The sequence below is a fragment of the Sphingopyxis sp. genome (assembly GCF_965227415.1).
Taxonomy (GTDB): domain Bacteria; phylum Pseudomonadota; class Alphaproteobacteria; order Sphingomonadales; family Sphingomonadaceae; genus Sphingopyxis.
On the sequence record NZ_OZ245749.1, the window covers coordinates 3,904,811 to 3,927,084 of the forward strand.

Genomic DNA, 22,274 nt, shown 5'->3' on the forward strand with positions numbered 1-22,274 from the left:
TCCGCGTGCAGCCCGGATCAAGTCCGTGGTGACGACGAAGGGACAGATATTACTGCGACGAGGGTTGGAGCGGCCGGTGGTTCGCGTGGCAGATCGCGACCGCCAGCGCGTCGGCGGCATCCGGCCCGACGACCTTTGCCCCCGGGAGCAGCACGCGCAGCATGGCCTGCACCTGTTCCTTCGCCGCTGCGCCGGTACCGACGATCGCTTTCTTGACCAGTCGCGGCGCATATTCGCCGACCGGCAGGCCGGCGCGCGCGCAGCCGAGCAGGATGACGCCGCGGGCGTGTGCGAGCTTCAGCGTCGATTGGGGATTGTCGTTGACGAACACTTCCTCGACGGCGGCGCATATGGGCGCGTGATCGGCAATCACCGCGGCCAATACCGTATCGAGATGCGCTAGCCGATCGGGAAGGGACGCCTTGGCGTCGGTCTTCACCTGCCCGTTGGCGATGTGGCTGATCCGGCTTCCCTCGACGCGGATGATGCCCCAGCCGGTGCAGCTGAGCGAAGGGTCGAGGCCGAGAATGATCATCCAAAAATCCTTCCGGGAACGGGGAAGGGGACCGCGAAGCGGTGGAGGGGGCGGGCGCGCTGACGCGATCTCGCGAAAGGACGCCGCCCCCCTCGGTCAGCGCTTCGCGCTGCCACCTCCCCACGAATGGGGAGGATTTGGCTCAACCTAGCTTCTCCATCACCGCGTCGGGGATTTCGTAATTGCCCCATACGGTCTGGACGTCGTCGTCGTCGTCGAGCGTGTCGATCAGCTTGAACAGCGACTGCGCGGTCGATTCGTCGCCGACTTCGCTCTTGATCGTGGGTTTCCACGCCAACTTGACGCCTTCGGCTTCGCCGAGCTTGGCTTCGAGTGCTTTGGCGACTTCGTGCAGGCTGTCGACGCTGGTCCAGATGTCGTGGCCGTCCTCGGACGATTCGACGTCGTCGGCGCCTGCGTCGAGCGCGGCTTCGAACACGGTGTCGGCATCGCCGGCCTTGACGGGATAGTTGATCAGGCCGAGCCGGTCGAACCCGTGGCTGACGCTGCCGCTGGTGCCGAGGTTGCCGCCATTCTTGCTGAACGCGGTGCGGACATTGGTCGCGGTGCGGTTGCGGTTGTCGGTCAGCGCCTCGACGATCAGCGACACGCCGCCGGGGCCATAGCCTTCATAGCGGATTTCTTCGTAATTATCGCCTTCGCCGCCCGCGGCCTTGTCGATCGCGCGCTGGATATTGTCCTTTGGCATCGACTGCGCCTTGGCGGCGTTGACCGCGGCGCGCAGGCGCGCGTTGGCGTCGGGATCGGGCAGGCCCATCTTCGCAGCGACGGTGACTTCGCGCGCGAGCTTCGAGAAGAGCGCGCTGCGCTTTTTGTCCTGCGCACCCTTGCGGTGCATGATGTTCTTGAATTTACTATGGCCGGCCAAGCCACCCTCCATCGGTAATTTTGAAAGCTGGGCCGCCCCTAGCGCGGAGCGCGGCTTCAAACAACCACGCGCGGTATCGCAAATCAGACAACCACGGCGGTGCCCGACGCGCTGACCATCAGCATCGAACCATTCTGGCCGAGCACTTCATAATCCAGATCGACCCCGACGACCGCATTGCCGCCAAGCCGCGCGGCTTCGGCTTCCATTTCCTGGATCGCTTCCTTGCGGGCACGCGCGAGGACATCCTCATACTTGCCCGAGCGGCCGCCGACGATGTCGGTAATGCTGGCGAACAGATCGCGGAACAGATTGGCGCCGACGATCACTTCGCCGGTGACGATGCCCAGATATTCGCGGACCGGACGGCCTTCGATCGTATTGGTCGTGGTGCTGAACATGATGATATATCTCCCTCACGGCCGTTCGCCCCGAGCTTGTCGAAGCCCCGGCCCTGTTTGTCGATGCTTACAGAGAAGAACGGCGCTTCGACAAGCTCAGGGCGAACGGAGAGAAGGCCAACGGCTCAGTCGATGCCGAGCGCCGATTTGTAAACGTCGAGGATTGCTTCCATTTCCTTGCGGTCGTGGATCGGCAGTTTTCGCAGGCGGATGATCTGGCGCATGATCTTCGGATCATAGCCCTGCGATTTCGATTCGAGATAGACGTCGCGAATATCGTCGGCGATGCCCTTCTTTTCTTCTTCCAGACGCTCGATGCGCTCGATGAAAAGGCGCAGTTGTTCGTCGGATACGGTGGCTTCGCTCATTATACACTCCGCTAGGATTGGATTTTGGGTGGCGAGAATCGCCTCGGCGCCCACCTAGCGGGGTCAGGGATTCTTGGCCATGCTTTCTTCCATGCGCGCGAGCTGTTCGGGTGTCGCCGCGACTTGAAAGCGCGCTTTCCAATCGCCCGTCGGCATGCCGTGCACGATCGCGCGGCCGGTTTCCTTGTCCATGGCGCCCGCTTCGGCGATCCAGTCGCCTAGGCAATTGCGGCAGAATCCGGCGAGCCCCATCAGGTCGATGTTCGCGGCGTCGCTGCGATGCTGGAGCAGGCGGGCGAGGCGGCGGAAGGCCGCGGCAGCGACCGCATCGTCGAGCGTATCGAGCGTATCGAGCGCATCGTTCGGAGTGGTCGTATCGTCGCTGCAGGACATGGCGGATTTCCTTCTGACAGGCCGATGAATAGCTATACGCGGCTTGCTTTGGCGGGGCCAACGCGCCTAGGCAAGCGATCAGTATTTCCCCAGTTATTCGGAGCATTTGTGGCCCAGAGTTTCACTCCCCGCCAGCGCAAGGTTCGCATTCTCGCGACGCTTGGCCCCGCGAGCGCAAATCCCGAGATGATCGCGGCGCTCCATGTCGCCGGCGCCGATGCCTTTCGCGTCAATATGAGCCACGGCGACCACGCGGGTCATGCCAAGGTGATCGCGGCGATCCGCGCGCTCGAAAAGGAAACCGGCCGCCCGACGACGATCCTCGTCGATCTGCAGGGACCGAAGCTGCGCGTCGGCACGTTCAAGGACGGCCCCGCCGAGCTGGTAAAGGGCAAATCCTTCGTTCTGGACGCCGACAAGGCGCCGGGCGACGCGACGCGCGTCCATTTGCCGCACCCCGAATTGTTCGCGGCGCTGGAGCCCGACACACGGCTGCTGATCGACGACGGCAAGCTGGTGCTGCGCGTGAAGAGCGTGACGAAGGATCGGATCGAGACGATCGTCGAAGTCGGCGGCAAGATTTCGGATCGCAAGGGCGTCAATGTGCCCGACGTCGTCGTGCCGCTCGCCGCGCTGACCGAAAAGGACCGCAAAGACCTGGCCTTTGCGCTCGAGCAGCATGTCGACTGGATCGCGCTCTCGTTTGTCCAGCGCCCCGAAGACGTCGCCGAGGCGCGGCGGCTGATCGGCGGCAAGGCGGCGCTGCTCGTCAAATTCGAAAAGCCGTCAGGGGTTCAGCGGATCGAGGAGATTCTGGAGATCGCCGATGCTGCGATGGTCGCGCGCGGAGACCTGGGCGTCGAGCTGCCGCCCGAGGCCGTCCCGCCGCTGCAAAAGCGTATCGTCGCGACCGCGCGGCGTATGGGCAAGCCGGTGGTTGTCGCGACGCAGATGCTCGAATCGATGATCGTCTCGCCATCGCCGACGCGTGCCGAAGTCTCCGACGTCGCGACCGCGATCTATGACGGGGCGGACGCGATCATGCTGTCGGCGGAAACCGCTGCCGGGTCGTGGCCAGTGGAAGCCGTCACGATGATGGATTCGATCGCGCGGTCGGTCGAAGGCGATCCCGATTATTTCCGCCGGCTGCATTTCACCGAAACGACGCCCGATTCGACGACGGCCGACGCGCTTGCCGAGGCGGCGGGCGACATCACGCGGACGGTCGGCGCCGACGCGATCATCTGTTTCACCTTTTCCGGATCGACCGCACGCCGCGTCGCGCGCGAACGCGCAGACGCGCCGCTGCTGGTCCTGACCCCGAAACGCGACGCCGCGCGGCGCATGGGCCTGTTGTGGGGCGCGCATGCCGTCCCGACGAAGGACATCGGCAGCTTCGAGGAAATGATCGCCAAGGGGAAGCGCATGGCGCTGCGCCACGGGATCGGCACCGCCGGGTCGAAGCTGGTGATGATGGCGGGGGTTCCGTTTGGCACGCCCGGGTCGACGAATGTGATCCATGTCGCGACGCTGACCGGCGACGAGCTGCGCGGATATAGCTGATCCGATTCAAATCGGCACAACAGTTACCAGGCGATTCAGAAAATTTCGCACCTGATTCAGTTCGGGACGGACAAAAATGGTAAATGGTCTTTGCACCATTGACGCGGCACGGCATAACCGCTGCATGTAGCGCATCGGACCCGCATCGGGGGGCTCCGCTTCGCACTACCGGAGGTCTGTCTCGCGTGTCCGCACCTTTCCGTTTTCCGCGCTTTTTCGTCACGAGCCCCGCGCCGTGCCCCTATCTTGAGGGCAAGACCGAGCGCAAGGTGTTCACCGAGCTGAGCGGCAACAGTGCCACCGAGCTCAACGATGCGCTCGGCCGAATCGGGTTCCGCCGCAGCCAGTCGGTCGCTTATCGCCCGAGCTGCGCCGATTGTTCGGCATGCGTGTCGGTGCGCGTCTGCGCCACCGAGTTCGCGGCCAGCAATTCGCAGAAGCGGACGATCCGCCGCAACCGCGATCTTGTCGCGACCGCGTGCGAGCCGTGGGCGACCGAAGAACAATATGCGCTGCTCCGCTCGTATCTGGGTTCGCGCCACCCCAATGGCGGCATGGCCGATATGGACGAGCAGGATTTCGCCGACATGGTCGAGCAGAGCCCGGTCGACAGCTATATGATCGAATATCGCGAGCCGACTAGCGACGACAGCCGCGGCCGCCTGGTCGGTTGCTGCCTGACGGACCGGCAGGGCGACGGCCTGTCGATGATCTATAGCTTCTTCGATGCCGCGCATCCGCTGCGCGAAGGGCTTGGCACTTACATCATTGCCGACCATGTGCTGCGCGCGGCGACCGCCGGGCTGCCTTACGTCTATCTTGGCTATTGGATCGAAGGGTCGGCGCGCATGGCCTATAAGGCGCGCTTCCGTCCGCTCGAAAAGCTCGGCCCCGACGGCTGGTCGCGCTTTGAGCCGGCCACGTCGGATCGTATTGCGGCGATGTTCGAACTCGCTTGATCCGCGCCAGTTGCGAACGTCTCGCAGCAGCCGGAATCTCCGCCTCGCCGGTTGACCTTTTCCCGCTTTCAAGGGCATAGCTCTTCGTCCAGGACATAAGTCCGGGTCGCATCCATATTGTAGTCGCCTAGGGGTAGGCGATCGGGGGGAATAGGATGCCCGTTCGCGCGTTCGTCAGCATCAAGACCAGGGATGGGCGCGCTCGCCGCGAGAGCGCCTGCGCATGAGCGAGCCGGTCAAGGTTGCGATTATCGGTTCGGGCCCCGCGGGGCTCAGCGCGGCCTCGCGCGCGGGGCAGCTCGGGCTCAGCCATGTCCTTCTCGAAAAGACGGACCATCTCTCCGACACCATCTTCAAATATCAGAAGGGCAAGCGCGTCCTTGCGACGCCCGAGCGGCTCGACTTGCGGTCGGATTGCCGCTTCGCCGAAGGCGCGCGCGAATATATCCTCGGCAACTGGGACGAGGATGCCGCGAACAACAAGGTCCATGTCGTCCGGCACGCCGAGGTCGCCGAAGTCACCGGGCAGAAAGGCGCCTTCGCGATCAAGACGGCGAAGGGCGATGTCTATCACGCCGAAAATATCGTCCTGGCGATCGGGACGCAGGGCAATCCGAACCGCATGCGCTGCGGCGGCGCCGACCTGCCGCACATCATCTATCAGGTCGATGACCCCGAAGATTTCAAGGACAAGCATATCACCGTCGTCGGGTCGGGCGACGCGGGGATCGAGAATGCGCTCGGCGTTGCCGAAGAAGCGCTCGAAAACACCGTCACGATCCTCAATCGGTCAAAGGATTTCGCTCGCGCCAAGGCCAAGAATGTCTCCGACATGATGGAGGCCGGCGAGAACGGCTTCATGAGCATCAGGACGGAGACGCAGCCCAAGCTGGTCGAACCCGGCTGGTTGACGCTGGAAACCCCGACGGGAGACGACCGGATCCAGTGCGACGTCATCGTCGCGCGTCTGGGGTCGGTCGCGCCGCGCGGTTTCGTCGAATCGATGGGGATCGAATTCACCGGTCCCGACCGCGAGGCGTTTCCGAAGCTGTCGCCCACGTTTGAATCGACCGTCCCCGGGATCTTCGTGATCGGCGCGCTCGCGGGCTATCCGCTGATCAAGCATTGCATGAACCAGGGCTATGACGTCGTCGAGTTCATCAATGGCAACACCAGCCTGACCCCCGCCGACGAAAAGGATCTGGCCGCGATCTTTGCGAGCGTGCCGCAGAAGAAAACGGTGTCCGAATGGCTGGAATATGTGCGGACGCGCGTGCGGATCTTTGCCGATGTGTCGCCGCTGCAGATGCGCGAGTTCATGCTCGATTCGAAGGTCGCCTTTTACCGCAAGGGTGAGGTGGTGTTCGAGGCCAACGAGCCCGGATCGTCGCTGTTCGCGATCGCCGACGGCCATGCGGTGGTCGAGATTGGCGACGGAATGACCGTGCCGATCGAACAGGGGTCGATCTTTGGCGAAGTCGGCCTGATCTCCGGCCGCAAGCGCGGCGCGAAGATCAGCGCGGGCGAAGACAGCATCTTTGTCGAAGTGTCGCGGACCGCGGCGCTCAAGTTGATGGCCGCAGTGCCGGGCGCGAAGCGCGTGATCAACCGCATCTCGCTCGAACGCCAGCTGCTTCAGATATTCAGGGGCGGGCTGACGGTCGAGGATCTGGAGCCGATCGTGGAAGACCCTGCGATCGAGCGCGTTCCCGCGGGCAAGGTCGTCCTGGCCGAGGGCGACGAAGGCGACGACGTGTACGTGGTCCGCTCCGGCTCGATGGTCGTCGAGAAGGATATCGGCGGTAAACCGATCTTCCTCCGCTATCTGCCTGCGGGCAGCTATTTCGGCGAAATGGCGGTCCTGAGTGGCGCTCCACGCAACGCGACGGTGAAAGCGGCGGTCGCAAGCGAAGTGATCCGGCTGAAAGGCCAGCAGTTCAAGGAAATGCTCGCCAGACGCCCGCGGGTGCGCGAGGCCACCGAGGCTGCGGTTGCCGAGCGCGCCGCGATGAACAACTTCATCGAATCGCGCAAGGCGAGCTATTCGAGCGCGGTCGACATGTATTCGGACACCGCCAGCTTCATCATGAAGGAGGGGCTGGGCGAAGCGACCGATGCGCTGCTGATCGACGAAAATCTGTGCGTCGGCTGTGACAATTGCGAGAAAGCCTGCGCCGACAGCCATGAGGGTCTGTCGCGGCTCGATCGCGAAGCGGGCAAGACCTTTGCGCATCTGCACGTGCCGACCAGCTGCCGCCACTGCGAGCATCCGCACTGCATGGCCGACTGCCCGCCGAACGTGATCCACCGCGGCCCCGACGGCGAAGTGTTCATGGAGCCGGGCTGCATCGGCTGCGGCAACTGCATGCGCAATTGTCCCTATGGCGTGATCCGCATGGAAGCCGCGCCGCCCGAAAAGCCGAGCCTGCTACGCTGGTTGCTGACCGGCTTCGGCCCGGGGCCGGGCGAACCGTCGCCCAAATGGACCAAGAAGCAATTGGGCGAGGAAAAGCCCAAGAAGATCGCGGTCAAATGCGATATGTGCAAAGGCATTGCGGGCGGCCCCGCCTGCGTTCGCGCCTGTCCGACCGGCGCCGCGATCCGCGTCTCGCCCGAAGAATTCCTCTCGATCGCCAGGCTTGAAGAGGACGCCGGTTGATGGCGAGCCTGTTCAAGCGCCGTCGCAGCAAGGCGACCCAGACCGAGCGCGTGCGCGAAAGACGGCACGAAGGCTTTCTGCGCTATGCCAATTTCCGCTGGGCCAAGATCTCGGGCGGGCTCTGCCTGCTGATCGTCGTCAGCTATGCGATGATCGACGTCACGCCGCGGCCGAGTGGCGGCAGCTGGTACGGCTATACGCTCGGCACGATCGGCGCGGGTCTGATCCTGTGGCTGACGGCGCTCGGCTATCGCAAGCGCAAGATGACGAACGATTATTGGTCGCTCAAGGCGTGGACGTCGGCGCATGTCTATCTCGGCCTCAGCCTGATCGTCATCGGCACCTGGCACACCGGCTTCCAGCTCGGCTGGAACGTCCATACGCTGGCTTGGGTGCTGATGATGCTCGTGATCCTGTCGGGTCTCTATGGCGTGATCGTCTATGCGACCTTGCCGGCGGCGCTGTCGAACAACCGTGACGAAATGACGCAGATGCAGATGCTCGAGGCGATCCGTGCCTTTGACCGTCAGCTCCATTCAGCCGCGCAGCCGCTGACGCCCGAGGATACCGCGCCCGTTTTGGGCGCGCTCGACGAAGATCCCTTTGCGGGCGGCGTCATCGCACGCCTGTCGGGGCGGTATCGCAACTGCGCGACGTCCGCTGCGCTCGTCACGCTCTCGACGTCGCGGAGCAGCGATGCCGCGCCGCGCGAAAAGGTGATCGGGCTGCTCAAGCAAAAGGAGGCCGCGCTTGCGCGGCTGCGCCAGCATCTCAAGATCCGCGCGCTGCTCGAAGTCTGGCTTTACGTGCATGTGCCGCTGACCTTTGCGCTGATTGCGGCGCTGTCGGCGCACATCATCAGCGTCTTCTTTTACTGGTAAGGCGAGGAGGGGGACCATGAGCTTCATCCTGCGCCGTATCTCGACGACAAAGACGGGCAAGCAGATCATCCGCGACCAGGCGCTGCCGGGCGACACGATCACGCTCGGCCGCGAAGGCAGCAACATCATCCATGTCGCCGATCTGGCGGTGAACCCGCATCATGCGACGATCACCAGCGCCGACGGGCGCCATGTGCGCGTGCAGGCGAGCGAAGGGCTGGGGTTCGATTTCAACGGCCGGACGGTCGATGCGGCCGAAGTCGACAGTGCTGCCGGCGCCGAGCTCCGCTTTGGCGGCCACCGCCTGACGATCGCGCGCGAGGGCGACAATGTCATCCTGCTCGTCGAACGCATCGACGAATTGTCGCAGTCGTCGAAGGATGTGGACGAAGCAAAGGCCTTTTCGCTCGCGGGCGTGATGCCCGGCAAGCGCATCGGCGCATGGACGTTCGGCATCCTGATGCTGCTCGCTTTCCTGATCGGCCCGATCTGGGCGTGGAGCAGCTTCAAGTCGGTCGACGAGCGGCCCGAAGGCTATCATGCCGACACGGCATGGATGTCGGGCCCGCTGTCGAGCGCGCACGCAAGCCTGAAGAACGACTGCCAGTCGTGCCACGTCGAGCCTTTCGTTGCGGTGACCGACAAGGCATGCGTCGGTTGCCACACGGGCGAGCATAAGGCGATGAGCATGGCGCACGCCAATGCGCCGACCGCGATGCTGCTTGCAGCGCGGCATCCGCCGGGTGTCGGCGAGCGCATCCTCGCGGGGTTCGCCAAGACCTTCAACAAGCCGCAAGGCCGCTGCGTCGCCTGTCATACCGAGCATGAAGGCGCGGGGCCCATGCTGGCGACGCCGCAGAAATTCTGCGCCGACTGCCATGACGGCATGTCGGCGCGGCTGCTGAAGGCCGGGTTCAAGCCGACCGTCGCCGATGCCGCCGATTTTGGCACCAGCCATCCCGAATTCCGTCCGCTCGTTCGCGCAGCGCCGGGCGCGAAACCGATCCGCGCGATGCCGGGCAAAGGCGCGCTGACCGATTTCGACGGGCTCAAATTTCCGCACGACCTGCATCTGCAGGCGACCGGCGGGGTCGCCCGGATGGCGGCGAGCTTCCGCGGGCGCTATGATTTCGGCACCAAGCTGGACTGCGAGAATTGCCACCGCCCCGACGCCGACGGCGTGCGGATCAAGCCCGTGCAGATGGAGCGCGATTGCGCGATGTGCCATAGCCTGGCCTTTGAGACCGTCGGCGGCGTGACGCGTACCTTGCGCCACGGCGAGCCCGATCAGGTGGTTGCCGACCTGCTCGCCTATTACCGATCGACGCCGCCTTCGCGCCCGCTCCAGCTCGGCGGAATGCAGCGGCGGCGCCCCGGCGCCTATGCCGAAGGCCAGGTCTACAACATCTATTTCCGCGAAGTCGCGGTGCGCCCGAGCCGCGCCGAGGATGCCGTGCGCGCCGTCTTCTCGAAGGGCGGTGCCTGCTATGATTGCCACACGATCTTTGCGCCGCAGGCGGGGAATGGCTGGCGCGTCCAGAAGGTCGACCAGACGCAGCGATTCCTGACCAAGGGCTGGTTCGACCATGACGCGCACAAGGAAACCGACTGCGCCGATTGCCACACGATGGCGACGGGATCGAAGGCGGCAACCGATCTGCTCGTTCCAGGTCTTCGCCAATGCCGCGACTGTCATGTCGGCGAGACCGGGGCGCGGGTGGTGAAGGTCGAAACCGCAACCGAATCGCCGTGCGCGATGTGCCACGAATATCATTCCGACGGCGGCAAGCCGTGGATGCCGGCGCGTCAGCGTAAGGTAAACAGCGCGGCAATCACAAATAAACCTCTTCGTACTATCTATGGTGTGAGCATGGTCACAGGTCCTTCGGGGCGGGGGCTTTATGATGTGACGTGGCGCACACCTCAATTGCACGGGGCAAGGCAGGGCGGTTAGCACTTTGGACCGGGGTCGACCGGCGGGAGCAGGGGACGGATATGCTGATCGCGCAGATCACCGATATCCATATTGGGTTCGATCCCGACAATCCGGCGGAATATAACCGCAAGCGGCTCGACGACGTCCTCGACGTGCTGATCGAGGGGCCGAACCGGCCCGACCTGCTGCTTGCGACCGGGGACATTACCGATCGTGGCGATCCCGACAGCTATCGTCGGCTGGCGACGGCATTCTCGCGCTGTCCCTTTCCAGTCTGGCCGAGCGTCGGCAACCACGACCTGCGCGACAATTTCCATGCGCAATTTCCAGGCTTCGACGACGGCAACGGCTTTATCCAATATACGATCGAGCTTCCCCAGATGCGGCTCGTCACGGTCGATACGCTCGAGGAAGGGCGCCACGGCGGCGCTTTTTGCGATGCGCGCGCGACATGGCTCGACGCCGAGCTGGCGAAGGACCCGACCAAGCCTACCTATATCGTGATGCACCATCCGCCGGTCGAAAGCGGGATCGAGTGGATGAACACCGATCCCGACGAACCGTGGGTCGCGGTGTTTACCGACGTCGTGCGGCGCCATCCGCAGGTTCGCGGGATGATCTGCGGCCATCTTCACCGCAGCGTGACCGTGGCGTGGGAGGGGCGGACGGTTGCTATCTGCTCTTCGACCGCGCCGCAGGTATCGCTCGACCTTCGCCCGATCGACGAGAATCGGCCCGACGACCGTCCGATGATCGTCGCCGAAGACCCCGCCTATGCACTCCATCGCTGGAACGGGCGCGAACTCGTCAGTTTCTATGACCATGCCGGCGCGCACACGATGCTCGCCAAATATGACGAGCGGTTGCAGCCCCTGGTGCGCGAATTGAAGGCCGAACGGCCGGTTTAGTAACCGAGCGTCAGATCCACGCGCGGTTCGACCGCCTCGCCCTTGTGCCAGCGATCCAGATTTTCGAGGAAGCGCGTCGCGGCGCGGACGAACATCTTGTCCTGCGCGCGGCCCGACAGGTGCATCGTGATGTGGGCGTTGTCGAGGCTCCACAGCGGATCGTCGGCGGGAAGCGGCTCGGGCGTCGTGACGTCGAGAAAGGCCGCGGCGATCTGTTTCGCATCGAGCGCGGCGACGAGCGCCTGCTGATCGACCACCGCACCGCGCGCGATATTGATCAGCGTCGCCGTCGGCTTCATGTCCGCGAGTTCTGCGGCGCCGATCATGCCGTCGGTTTCGGGGGTCGCGGGAACGGCGAGGACCACCCAGTCATATTCGCCGAGGCGGCTGCGCCATTGGTCGGGGGTCAGCGTGTTCGGCCCCGATGAACGGCGCACGACGGTGACGTCGACCGCGAACGCCTTCAGCCGCTCCTCGATCAGCTTGCCGATCGCGCCATAGCCGAGCAGCAGCGCTTTCGATCCGAACAGTTCGACCTTGCCGGGCGAGTCCATCAGCCATTCGCGGCGCTCCTGTGCGCGCACGACATCGCGATAGCCCTTGGCGACGGTCAGCATCCCCATCACGACATATTCGGCGATGGTGACCGCATTGATGCCCGCGCCGTTGGTAACCACCGTGCCGCGCTCGTTCAACAGGTCGAGCGGCAGGCCGTCGACGCCGGCGTAGATCGAGTTGAGCCATTTGAGACCGGTCGCGGCGGTCACCGCCGCTGCCATATCCCTTTTGTCGTACATGTCGAACCAGCCGATCTCGGCCTCGGGCGCGAGCGCCATCGCTTCTTCCTTCGACTGGAAAAAGCGCGGTTCGACCCAATCGGGCAGGCGCCCTTCGACGAGCGGACGAATGAGGCCTGAAAGGACAGTGACGGTCATGACGTTCCTAGCGATGAAAGGCGTGCCAGCCCGCCCATGCGAGCGGAAGCAGGCCGACAAGATCGACGACGGCGATGGTTTTCAGCGAAGCGGGCCGTCCGTACGAGAGGTAAAGCAGCAGGAAGCTCAACATGCTCGTCGCGGCGACAACAGTCGCAAGCTGGCGACCGGCAGGATCGAACGCCGCCCACAGGCAAGCGATGAGCACGGCCAGAAACAGCGCGGCGCGATGGTGCATCAGCGCGAAGAGCGGGTTGTCGGCGCGGAGGCCGTAAAGGCGCGTGATGAGCGCGGGCCTGAACAGCGCCAACGCCGGGACCAGATGGACGAGCCCGACAAGAAACCAGCAGACCAGTTGCGACATGCAACGAAGCTAGCATGCTGCAACGCGCCAGCAAGCCTAAACCTCGCCCAGCCGCCAATCCCAGCCCAGCGGATCGCCGTCCATCACCTCGACCCCTGCGGCAATGAGGTCGTCGCGAAGGGTGTCGGAGGTTGCGAAGTCCTTCGCAGCCCGGGCTTCCTTGCGCCGCGCGAGAATGGCTTCGATTTCGGCTTCGGTAATCGTCGCCGATTTGGGGCGGACGCGAAGGTCGGCGCGCGACACCGTGAGCAGCTGCAGGCCAAGAACGGCGTCCATCGTCTCCAGCACCGCGCGCTTCTGGCCCGCGTCGATTTTCTTCATCGCAGCCGCGTCTTCGAGCAGCGTCAACGCCACGGCTGTGTTGAGATCGTCGGATATGGCGGCCTCGAATTTGACGAGCAGGTCAACCAACCGGCGGTCGGTTGGTTCGTCGGCCGAAGCGTCACGGATCGACGCGGCAGCCATCACCAGCCGTTTGAGCCGCGTCAGTGGCGCACCCAGGCCCTCCCACGAAAATTCCAGCTCGCTGCGATAATGCGCCTGCAGGCACATCAGGCGATAGGCGAGAGGGTGATAGCCCTTGTCGATCAGCAACTGCACACGCAGGAACTCGCCGCTCGATTTCGACATCTTGCCGCTGCGTTCGACGAGGAAATTATTGTGCATCCACATCCGCGCGCCGCTGTCGCTCGAGCAGCTGTGCGCCTGGTTCTGCGCAATCTCGTTCGGGTGGTGGATTTCGCGGTGGTCGATGCCGCCGGTGTGGATGTCGAAGGGAAAGCCGAGCAAGGCTTCGGACATCACCGAGCATTCCAGATGCCAACCCGGGGCGCCGCGGCCCCACGGCGAATCCCATTCCATCTGGCGGCTTTCTCCCGCAGGCGTCTTGCGCCAGATCGCAAAGTCGGCGGGCGCACGCTTGCCGTCGACCGGATCGATGCGGCTCTCGCCCTCATCGGTGCCGTGACGCGCGAGGCGGCCATAGTCGGCGACGCTCGTGGTGTCGAAATAGAGGCCGCCTTCGAGCGCGTAGCAATGCTTGTCGGCGATCGCTTTGGCGAATTCGATCATCGCGGGGACATAGTCGGTCGCGATCGACCAATGCGCCGGCTGGCGGATATTGAGCGCTTTGACGTCGGCCCAATAGGCCTCGGTGTAATGTTTTGCGATGTCCCAGATCGACTGGGCGCGCTCGGCCGCGGCCTTCTCCAGCTTGTCCTCGCCCGCATCGGCATCGTCGGTCAGATGGCCGACGTCGGTGATGTTGATGACGTGGGTGAGCTTGTAGCCCTTGTACGTCAGCGTGCGGCCGAGCGTGTCGGCAAAGACATAGGCGCGCATATTGCCGATATGCGGATAGTTATAGACCGTTGGGCCGCAGCTATAAACGCGCGCCTCGCCGGGGTGGACGGGCTGGAATTCTTCCAGACTGCGCGTCAGGCTGTTGAACAGCTTGAGCGGCGTGCCGGAATCCGCGGACGGGGCAGGGGCGTCGGTCATGCCCGCGCCCATGCCCCGCGTTTGCCCGCGCCGTCAACCGAAAGGCTCAGGGTTGCTGGTCGCTCGTCGGCGTCCACAGATCGTCATTGCCCGCGCCGGTCACCGGATCGTCAAGCAGCGGCTCGCCCGACAGCGGATCGAGGTCGCGCATCGTGATCAGCGCGGTCGGCAGCGTGGTGCCATCGCCCGCTTCGCCGTCACCATCGCCGTCCTCATCCTGCTTCTCGATCACGTCTTGAACCGGGAACATCGGTGCGATCTCTATCGAGGTGGTCGTGCAGGCCGCGGTGTTGGCGATGAAACAGCCATTGAGCGTCGATTGCGCGTTGAAGCCGAGCGAGCCCGTGGACCCGCCCGAGGGTGGCGGACTGCCTCCGACGGTCAGCAGGGCAATGGTGTCGATCCCGGTGATCTGGCCATTGGGGCCGAGCTGGACGCCGTTGAGCACGATCCGCGACTGCCCTTCGGTCACGACGTCGAGGCCACCGGCACCAAAGGTCAGCCCGCGCCGCTGGCCGAAATCGGTGCCTGCGCCGCTGTTCTGGACATAGACGCCGCCGACGACGTCGAACGCGATTCGGCGAGCGAAGAGCGAGCCTTCATCCAGAACGACCCCATCATTCTGGCTGAGCCGGCTGTTGATCACGTCCATCGAGCCCGCATTGGCAACGTCGGTGATCGCGGCAGGCGTCGCAACGATGATGTCGTCCGATTCCATATTGAGCACGCCGCCGGGCGCATTGTTCGCGCCGAGCAGGCGCACCGTGCCCCGACCCAGGATGACCTCGAGCGCATCGTCGGCGACCAGATTCAGCGCATTGGCGTCCGACAGGCCGGTCAGCTGGACATTGCCCAGCACGCGCATCTTGCCGGGGGTCGTGATCGTCAGCGCGCCATTGGTACCGAGGTTCGATCCCTGTGTGCCGCCGGTCATCGTGAAGGTATCGACGACGATATCGGGCGGCGATGTGCCGCCGAGCGAGGCCGGCGAGAAAACTCGCACTTCGGGGGCGAAAATCTCGATCGCGGTGCCGAACAGACGGGTCAGCTCGGCGGCATCGATGTGGAAGCCGTCGCGCGCTCCCGTCCCGCCGACGAAGGTCTGGTTCTGGTTGTCGTTGTTCTGGACCGACAAAGCTTGGGTTACCCCAGCGGTTCCGACGCGGCCCAGCTCGGTATCGATGTCGATATCGGCCGAGGCCAGCGAAATATTGCTTCCGGTGACGACGCCATTGATGACGATGGTCGTTCCGGCATCGGCATCGAGGTTGCCCGTCACATTGACGTTGGTCATCGACAGCATTTCATTGGCGTCGATCTCTGCCGCCGCCGCCGTGAGGTTGCGAATGATGATATGTTCGCCCGTGTCGCTGAAGCGCGCCGTGCCCGCGATAGTGGCAGAGTTGATGATCAGCCGGTTGGTCGCCCTGATCGTGGCGCCGCCGACATCGGTGACGAGGCTTCCGAATTCGACCGGGCCGTTGGTTGCGATGTCGACACTGTTTGCGCTGACGCTGACGGGGTCGCGCGAGCTGAGGCCGTTGATCTGGATGTTGCCGTCATCGCTGGTCAGCGTCGTGGGGCCGCGGCTGCGCACCATATCGGCCTTGATGCCGGTCGTGCCGGTCAATGCCATCTCTGCATCTTCGCCGCTGATCGCCTGCAAGATGTCGATCGCGCCATCGGCGGTGAGCGTCAGGTTGCCGCCAGCTGCGAGCGCGCCGCCGGTGATGTCGCCCGCCGACGTGACGGTGACACTGCCGCCGGCGGCGACCGTATTGACGACCTGGTTGTTCGGCTGGATGATATCGACCAGCGTGACGCTGTCGGCGCCGATTATGACGTTGCGGCCTGCCTTGACGGTGCCCGAAACATTCACTGCGCCGGTAGAGTCGATCAGGACGTCGCTGAACGAATCCAGCCCGGAGACGGTGGTATCGCCGCCCGTCGTGCTGATGCTGCTGTCGCCGCCCGTGATGCCGAGGCCCAGCGTCGTCGCGCCGTTCAGCGCGATCGTCGTCGCCGCGGTCAAGGCTATGTCATCGCCAGCGGACAGGCCGCTCGCATTGATCGAAGCACCGAACGACTGGAGATTGATGTCGGCACCGTCGACGGACGACGCGCCTTCGCCTTGGCTAATCGTGAAGCCGTTGGTCGAATAGGTGAGCTGGAGGCCGTCGGATCCAAGCCCCGTGGCGCTGAGTCCCGCCGCGGTGATCGCGCCCGCGGCCCTGACGTCGAGGTCGTCGCCGACGGTGATGCCGGACAGATTTGCCGTCCCTTGCGTCAGGACGAGCATGTCTTCGCCGACCGTCGCGTCGTTGATCTCGACCGAACCGCCCGCATTGACGCCGAACATTCCCGAAGCCTGGCTGTTCGACATCAAGACATTGCCGCCGGCGTCGGCAAACACGCTGGCTGCCGTCGGGGAGCCGCTGCTGCTGCTGCCGCCGCCCTCGCCGCCGCCTATGGCACTGGCAGAGGCGGTGATGTCGCCACCGGCGCGCAGGAAAATATCCTCTCCGCCGGCGTAGCTGCCGGTGATGTCGCCCTGCGCGAACACGCCGATGCCACGAACCGCATTCGCTTGCTCGATCGCGACGTTTCCGCCCGACGCAAAGGCCGAGAGCAAATCGCTGGAGGCGACCGAGCCGATCGTGATGCTGTTGGCGTTCAGGAAGACGCTGCTGCCGCCGGTAAGTGACACGCCACGGATGCCTTCGGCGCCGGCGTCGGTGCCGGTCGCCGTCAGGTCGACCGACGAGCCGGCGTCGATAATGTTGAATGCGATCGACAGGCCAGACACCGACACCGAGCCGCCGGCGGTCGAGTTTCCGAGATCGACCGACCCGGGGGCGGTGATGCTGATATTGCCGCCGGTGATGATCGAATTGAGCCCGGTACGAAAGCTGCCGACATTGGCGGTGAAGCTATCCTGCGCTTCGGCATGCTCGATGCTGGCAAGCCCCGCGGTCGTGACGAGGATATTGTCGCCGTCGATGCGGTCGACCGATATGCTGCCGCTCGGGCCATTCGTGGTGAGCAGCAGCGTGCCGCCAGCGTCGAGCAAGGTGCCCGATGCTGCCCGCAAGCTGTTGAACGCAGTAATCGACACATCGCCTTCCGCAAAGAGCGTCGCGTTTGTGGCATTGCCGCGCAGGCTGTGCCGCAGGTCGACCCCGTCGCCCGCCTCGATCGTCAGATCGCCGCCGGCAGTCACGCGGCCGCCGGCCTGCGCATAGACGCCGACAGAGCTGTCGGTCCGCAGCGCCATGTCGTCCGCGGTGCTGATCGTTCCGCCGGGCGTTTCGAAGAAAATGCCCTGCGACGAGGCGTCGATACCGGTCGTCGTCGGGAAGGAGAAACCGAACGCATCGGCCGCAAGGCTGGCCATCGCGATATTGCCTTCGGCGCGCATCTGAATGCGCCCCGCGGCGCCGCCGCTCGCCTGGATCACGGTGTCGCCGAGCAGGATCTGGCCGGTTCCCGTCGGCGAGACCAACGCCTCGAACTTCACGAGCCCGCCGATGTCGGTGAAACTCGAACAGCAATTGCCGCCGCCGCCCGATCCGGTGCCGCCGTTGCCACCAATACCCGACCGGCCATTGACCGAAATGTCCACCGGTGAGCCGTTTGACGTGATCGTCCCGCCATTGGCGAACAGATACACTGTCCCGCCAATACCGCCGCCGCCGATGCCGCCGTCGCCGCCGCGCAGACCCTGGATGACGTCGTCGGGCGTGCCGGGAATGCCGTCGAGGCCGGGCAGCGTGATCGTGCCCGGATTGTCGGCGCCGCGCCCGGCGTCACCGCCGGTTCCGGTGCTGCTGAACTCGCCGCCGCCGGTGCTGCCGTTGCCGAGGCCAACCGTCGCGCCGTCGGTGGCGACGATCTGGATTTCGCCGCCAGTGCCCGATCCGCCGTCGCCGCCGCGGCCGCCGACATCGGGGCGCGAGAAGAAATCGGTGAACGCCGAACCGCCGTTGCCCCCGAAAGCGCTGGTTTCGAAATTGGCCTGCGAGACGAGGACCGAGCCATCCCCGCCGATCGCCTCGATCCGCGAGGTTCCGCCGCGGGCGTCGCCGCCGCGGCCGCCATCGCCGTCGCTGCCGTCGCCGCCAGTGCCGCCGAACGCCGACGTGTCGAGCACGAGAGCGAGGGTGCCCGCGTCGAAATTATTGACGATTGCTTGCGCCAGGCCGCCCGACGCGTTGCCGCCGTTGCCGCCGACGCTCGCGCCGGTCGGGGAGCCCGAGCTGCTCGATGTCGGGACGCCGCCGCCGTTGCCGCCGCTGCCGATCGCGCGGCTGCTGAGGCTCTCGCTGATGTTGAGCACCGTTCCGTTGAGCTCGATTGCGGCCGTGCCGCCGAATCCGTCGCCGCCGGTGCCGCCGACACCAGCCCCGGTCGAAAAGCCCGAGCTGGTCGAGGTCAGGATGCTGCCGCCATTGCCGCCGAAGCCTCCGGCATCGGCGATGACCGCGTCGCTGTCGAGTTCACCCGATGTCAGGCTGACCGTGGCATTGCCACCCTGACCGATGCCCGCGTTGCCGCCCGTACCCGGGACGCCGTTGTTGGAATAGAAATCGCCGCCCGCCGCGCCATTTCCGCTGGCATATGCGCCGAGGACGGCCGTGTCGACGACGGCATTGCCCGCGATTTCGATTCGCGCCGTCCCGCCATAGCCATTGCCGCCATTGCCGCCTGGCCGCGGGTTGGCGACATCGAAATCATCGCCACTGAACGCAAAGCCGCCATAGCCGCTAGCCGAAACGCTGATGCCCCCTCCGGTGAAGGTTCCGCCCGTGAGCGTCATCGTGGCGTTGCCGCCAAAACCGTCGCCGGATTGACTGGGCGCGACGCCGCCGATGCCGTCGGCGCTCAGCGTCACATCGCCCGTTTGCACAACGCCGCCGATCTGCGTGAAGCTGGCCGTACCGCCCCGGCCCACGGTGTTCGGGCCGATGCCGCCAAAGCCGTCGGCGCCGAGACTCATCGGGCCGGAGGCAGTGAAATTGCCGCCATTCGCTTCGAAATTGATCGTGCCGCCCTGTCCGTTGCCGGCGGGTTGGAAATCGTCGCCCGCGCCTTCGATAAAGGCCTGCGTGCGGCCATCGGCGCTCGCGCTGACGCTGCCGAAGCTGATCTGGCTGCTCGCATCGAAGCCGGTGCGGACCAGGATAGTGCCGCCGGTGCCGGTCGGGATTGTCGCGCCCGCGGCGAGGGCGCCTCCCGATACACCGCTCGCGGCGAAGATCGGGTTGGCGAGCGCAATACTGCCTTCGTTCGCGACGATGAGGATATCGCCGCCAGTCGCCGAGCCGCCGGTCTGACTGTAGCCGCTCTGGGCGTCGACGCTGACGAAATCGATGCCGTCGCTGGTCGACGCGATCAGCCCGCCGTTGAGCGACGTCATCGCGATCCGCCCGCCCTGTGCCGTTCCGTTGCTGCCGCTGACGTTCGCGACAGTGGCGCGTGCGTCGAGATTATAGTTCAGGGTGGTAATCGTGCCGCTGTTATCGGCCACAAGGTCGATGTTGCCGCCGGTCCCGTTACCGGCGCTGCCTGGCAGCCCGTTGGTGAAGCTGCCGCCGGAGGCGATCGCGGTCAAGGTGTCGGCGATTCTGATCGTCGCGCCGTTGGTCGCAGAGATGGTCACGTCGCCACCGGCTCCACTGCCGACATTGTCAGCGTTCAGCACGGTTCCGCTCGCGTCCGCGTACAGGCTGCCGGTTGTTTGCAGGGTCGAAGCGCCGGTCGCGCCGATGGTGATGGTTCCGCCTTGGGCGTTGCCCGACAGGCCGGTCAGGCTGCTCGGGCTCGACGCACCGCCGCTTTCGCCGCCAGCATCGACCGCCAGGTCGGCCAATCCCACGCTCACGCCGCCGTCGACCGTTAGGGTCGCAGTTCCGCCGGTGGCGCTGCCGCCCCGGATATTCTCGCTGCCGCTGGCGCCGCCGCCGAAGCCGCTGACGTTGAGCCCGAGGGTGCCCAGGTTGAGCGTCGCGCTGTTGTCGGCGTTGATCAGCACTTCGGCCGTCCCGCCCGTTCCGTCGCCGCCATTGGGCGAGAAGAAGGTGCCGATCGGCGACTGTGAGAAGGATCCGCCGCCAATCCCCAGGGCGCTCAGCGTCGTCAGCGTCGAACTGAAGCCTGTCGTCCCGTTGGCGATCGTGAGGCGCGCCGTTCCGCCCGTCCCGTCGCCCGACTGGACACTGCCATATCCGCCGACACCATTGGCATTGAGTGCCACATTGTTCTGCGCGTTGAGGCTGCCGCCGGCCTGAACGGTCACGAGAGCGCTGCCTCCCTGACCTTCGCCGCCGACGTTGGCGGTCGTGGTGACGCCGGAAACGGTCTTTACGCCCCCGCCGAAGCCGCTTGCGTCGACATTGACTGCGATGGCGCTCAGCGAGCTGCTCGCACCACCGACGGTGATCCGCGCGGTGCCCCCGGATCCGGTTCCACCGGCCCCCGAGGCGGCGAGGTCGCCGGTGCCCGTGGCGGAAACGCGCAGCGCGTTGGTGGCGACGGTGCCGCCGGCATTGACCGTCAGCACGGCCGTGCCGCCGCGACTGTTGCCCGTGGTCGCATCGGCAACGCCGTCGGCGACGACCGACAGGCCGCCGGTGGCGACCAGCGTGGCGCCGTCGACGTTGATGCTGGCATTGCCCGGCACGCCGCCACGGCCGTTCGACTGAACGGTCAGGGTGCCGGTCGCGTTGGCGATGCGGTTGCCCGTGATGTTGAGCGTTGCGCTCGCATCGCCGATGAAGGTGCCGTCACCCTGTATCGACAGACGCCCCGCTTGCGGCGGCGCAGCGGCCACTGCTGCGAGCGGCTGACCTACGAAGGCGCCGCTGGCATGCGCCACGACATTGCTGCGAAAGATCGTGTCGTTGACCGTGATGTTCGCAGCCGTGGCATTGACCGGCGCGGCGGCGATCACGCCGTTCGCGATGTTGTAGCCCGCCGACAGCACGACCGAGCCGTCCGAATTGGTAATCGCCGCGGTCGCGCCATCCTGATAGCCGACCTGCCCCGATACCAGCATGCCGACTGCGACATTCTTTGGGATCGCGACCATATAGATGCGCTGCGCCGGTCCTGCGGCCTGTTGCTCGGGACCGGTCGTGACGCCGCTGTGCGTGATGACGTTGCCACCTTCGGCACCGACAAGGACGTTGATGTCGAACAGCCCGCCGTTGATGCGGATGTCGGCCTGTTCGGCGGCGACATAGCCGGCCGAGCCATCGACGGTGACGGTGCCGGCCTGCACGACGCGCGGCGCAACGAGTGCGACATAGCTGCTGCCCGGCGTAAACGCCTGGCTCGCATTGATGGCGCCGTTCACCGTGATGGTCGAGGTGCTGCCCGCTGCGCCGCGAAACCGGATCGCGCCCGTGGTCGTGTCGAACAGACCGCCCGTCGTGACGATGTCGTTCGTCGTCAGCACCAGGCTGCCGACGTTGATGACGCCGGTGCTGCCGATCAGGATGCCGCCGGCGTTGTAGAACCAAATGCTGCCGCCCTGCGCGCCCGATGCCGCGACGTTGGTGCTGTTGACCGTACCGTTGAGCGCGATCTGGCGGCTCAGCGATCCTCCCGAGCCATTCGTGAAGCGGTTGAGGACGACATAATTGCCATTGCCGCTGAAATTCCAGGTGCTGTCGGACGGCAGGACGTTGATATCGCCGCCCGTCGGCGCGGTATCGGTCGGCACCCAGTTATAGATTGATTGCGCGCCCGTGACGTTGACCGTGGTCGTTTTGGTTCCCGCATTGGTCGAGACGCTCGAACCCGCCCCGACGCTCACCGGCACCGGGTTTGCGGCGACCTGCGCCAGCGCCGGGCCGCCATAAGCGATCGCCGCCAGTCCCGCTGCGATCGCGCAGCTGTCGAGCAGGCGGCGCTTGCCTTTGCGAACGGTCGGCGGAGTGACAGTGGCACGCATGGTATTGGTCCTCGATGCAGACGTCATGG

15 protein-coding genes are annotated in these 22,274 nt (G+C 65.2%); 6 read left to right on the forward strand and 9 right to left on the reverse strand.

Annotated elements, in window-relative coordinates; genetic code table 11:
• Positions 1-49 precede the first annotated feature (49 nt).
• The 5 genes from ruvC to ACO055_RS19035 form a co-directional block, all read right to left on the reverse strand.
• On the reverse strand, positions 50-535 hold the full coding sequence (gene ruvC, locus ACO055_RS19015; protein ID WP_422060408.1) for a crossover junction endodeoxyribonuclease RuvC: 486 nt from the start codon (positions 533-535) through the stop codon (positions 50-52).
• A 142-nt stretch (positions 536-677) separates the two neighbouring features.
• A complete protein-coding gene (locus ACO055_RS19020) occupies positions 678-1,424 on the reverse strand; it encodes a YebC/PmpR family DNA-binding transcriptional regulator (RefSeq protein WP_422060409.1) in 747 nt (248 codons plus the stop codon).
• An 83-nt stretch (positions 1,425-1,507) separates the two neighbouring features.
• A complete protein-coding gene (locus tag ACO055_RS19025; RefSeq protein WP_422060410.1) occupies positions 1,508-1,825 on the reverse strand; it encodes a YbjQ family protein in 318 nt (105 codons plus the stop codon).
• A 125-nt stretch (positions 1,826-1,950) separates the two neighbouring features.
• The gene (locus ACO055_RS19030) at positions 1,951-2,193 is read right to left on the reverse strand and encodes a DUF2312 domain-containing protein (RefSeq protein WP_422060411.1); all 243 of its coding nucleotides are present in this window, start codon (positions 2,191-2,193) and stop codon (positions 1,951-1,953) included.
• A gap of 63 nt (positions 2,194-2,256) precedes the next feature.
• A complete protein-coding gene (locus tag ACO055_RS19035; protein ID WP_422060412.1) occupies positions 2,257-2,586 on the reverse strand; it encodes a DUF1244 domain-containing protein in 330 nt (109 codons plus the stop codon).
• A 108-nt stretch (positions 2,587-2,694) separates the two neighbouring features.
• Here ACO055_RS19035 and pyk point away from each other — a divergent pair, with 108 nt between their 5' ends.
• The 6 genes from pyk to ACO055_RS19065 all read left to right on the forward strand — a co-directional run bounded on the left by pyk (position 2,695) and on the right by ACO055_RS19065 (position 11,492).
• Complete coding sequence (pyk, locus tag ACO055_RS19040; RefSeq protein WP_422060413.1) at positions 2,695-4,149, forward strand: pyruvate kinase; 1,455 nt, start codon at positions 2,695-2,697, stop codon at positions 4,147-4,149.
• A gap of 185 nt (positions 4,150-4,334) precedes the next feature.
• Positions 4,335-5,108: an arginyltransferase gene (locus ACO055_RS19045; protein WP_422060414.1), complete on the forward strand. Its 774-nt coding sequence runs from the start codon at positions 4,335-4,337 to the stop codon at positions 5,106-5,108.
• Positions 5,109-5,331: 223 nt separating this feature from the next.
• A complete protein-coding gene (locus ACO055_RS19050; protein ID WP_422060415.1) occupies positions 5,332-7,767 on the forward strand; it encodes a cyclic nucleotide-binding domain-containing protein in 2,436 nt (811 codons plus the stop codon).
• A complete protein-coding gene (locus ACO055_RS19055; RefSeq protein ID WP_422060416.1) occupies positions 7,767-8,648 on the forward strand; it encodes a hypothetical protein in 882 nt (293 codons plus the stop codon). The genes ACO055_RS19050 and ACO055_RS19055 overlap by 1 nt, the downstream gene beginning before the upstream one ends.
• A gap of 16 nt (positions 8,649-8,664) precedes the next feature.
• Complete coding sequence (locus ACO055_RS19060; RefSeq protein WP_422060417.1) at positions 8,665-10,602, forward strand: cytochrome C; 1,938 nt, start codon at positions 8,665-8,667, stop codon at positions 10,600-10,602.
• 41 nt (positions 10,603-10,643) lie between these two features.
• Positions 10,644-11,492, forward strand: a complete 849-nt coding sequence (locus ACO055_RS19065; protein WP_422060418.1) for a metallophosphoesterase — start codon at positions 10,644-10,646, stop codon at positions 11,490-11,492.
• On the opposite strand, the gene ACO055_RS19070 is transcribed toward ACO055_RS19065, so the two are convergent.
• The 4 genes from ACO055_RS19070 to ACO055_RS19085 are packed head-to-tail and all read right to left on the reverse strand — an operon-like array spanning position 11,489 to position 22,245.
• Positions 11,489-12,427: a D-2-hydroxyacid dehydrogenase gene (locus tag ACO055_RS19070; protein ID WP_422060419.1), complete on the reverse strand. Its 939-nt coding sequence runs from the start codon at positions 12,425-12,427 to the stop codon at positions 11,489-11,491. The genes ACO055_RS19065 and ACO055_RS19070 overlap by 4 nt on opposite strands.
• A gap of 7 nt (positions 12,428-12,434) precedes the next feature.
• On the reverse strand, positions 12,435-12,791 hold the full coding sequence (locus ACO055_RS19075) for a hypothetical protein (RefSeq protein WP_422060420.1): 357 nt from the start codon (positions 12,789-12,791) through the stop codon (positions 12,435-12,437).
• Positions 12,792-12,827: 36 nt separating this feature from the next.
• Positions 12,828-14,291, reverse strand: a complete 1,464-nt coding sequence (cysS, locus tag ACO055_RS19080; RefSeq protein ID WP_422060421.1) for a cysteine--tRNA ligase — start codon at positions 14,289-14,291, stop codon at positions 12,828-12,830.
• A 46-nt stretch (positions 14,292-14,337) separates the two neighbouring features.
• Complete coding sequence (locus ACO055_RS19085) at positions 14,338-22,245, reverse strand: hypothetical protein (protein ID WP_422060422.1); 7,908 nt, start codon at positions 22,243-22,245, stop codon at positions 14,338-14,340.
• Between the last annotated feature and the right edge of the window lie 29 nt (positions 22,246-22,274).

Excerpts from the sequence above, each read along its gene's own strand:
- ruvC (WP_422060408.1), bottom strand. The coding sequence starts at position 535 with ATGATCATTCTCGGCCTCGACCCTTCGCTCAGCTGCACCGGCTGGGGC.
- ACO055_RS19025 (WP_422060410.1), bottom strand. The coding sequence starts at position 1,825 with ATGTTCAGCACCACGACCAATACGATCGAAGGCCGTCCGGTCCGCGAA.
- ACO055_RS19030 (WP_422060411.1), bottom strand. The coding sequence starts at position 2,193 with ATGAGCGAAGCCACCGTATCCGACGAACAACTGCGCCTTTTCATCGAG.
- ACO055_RS19035 (WP_422060412.1), bottom strand. The coding sequence starts at position 2,586 with ATGTCCTGCAGCGACGATACGACCACTCCGAACGATGCGCTCGATACG.
- ACO055_RS19050 (WP_422060415.1), top strand. The coding sequence starts at position 5,332 with ATGAGCGAGCCGGTCAAGGTTGCGATTATCGGTTCGGGCCCCGCGGGG.
- ACO055_RS19055 (WP_422060416.1), top strand. The coding sequence starts at position 7,767 with ATGGCGAGCCTGTTCAAGCGCCGTCGCAGCAAGGCGACCCAGACCGAG.
- ACO055_RS19060 (WP_422060417.1), top strand. The coding sequence starts at position 8,665 with ATGAGCTTCATCCTGCGCCGTATCTCGACGACAAAGACGGGCAAGCAG.
- ACO055_RS19065 (WP_422060418.1), top strand. The coding sequence starts at position 10,644 with ATGCTGATCGCGCAGATCACCGATATCCATATTGGGTTCGATCCCGAC.
- ACO055_RS19070 (WP_422060419.1), bottom strand. The coding sequence starts at position 12,427 with ATGACCGTCACTGTCCTTTCAGGCCTCATTCGTCCGCTCGTCGAAGGG.
- ACO055_RS19075 (WP_422060420.1), bottom strand. The coding sequence starts at position 12,791 with ATGTCGCAACTGGTCTGCTGGTTTCTTGTCGGGCTCGTCCATCTGGTC.
- cysS (WP_422060421.1), bottom strand. The coding sequence starts at position 14,291 with ATGACCGACGCCCCTGCCCCGTCCGCGGATTCCGGCACGCCGCTCAAG.
- ACO055_RS19085 (WP_422060422.1), bottom strand. The coding sequence starts at position 22,245 with ATGCGTGCCACTGTCACTCCGCCGACCGTTCGCAAAGGCAAGCGCCGC.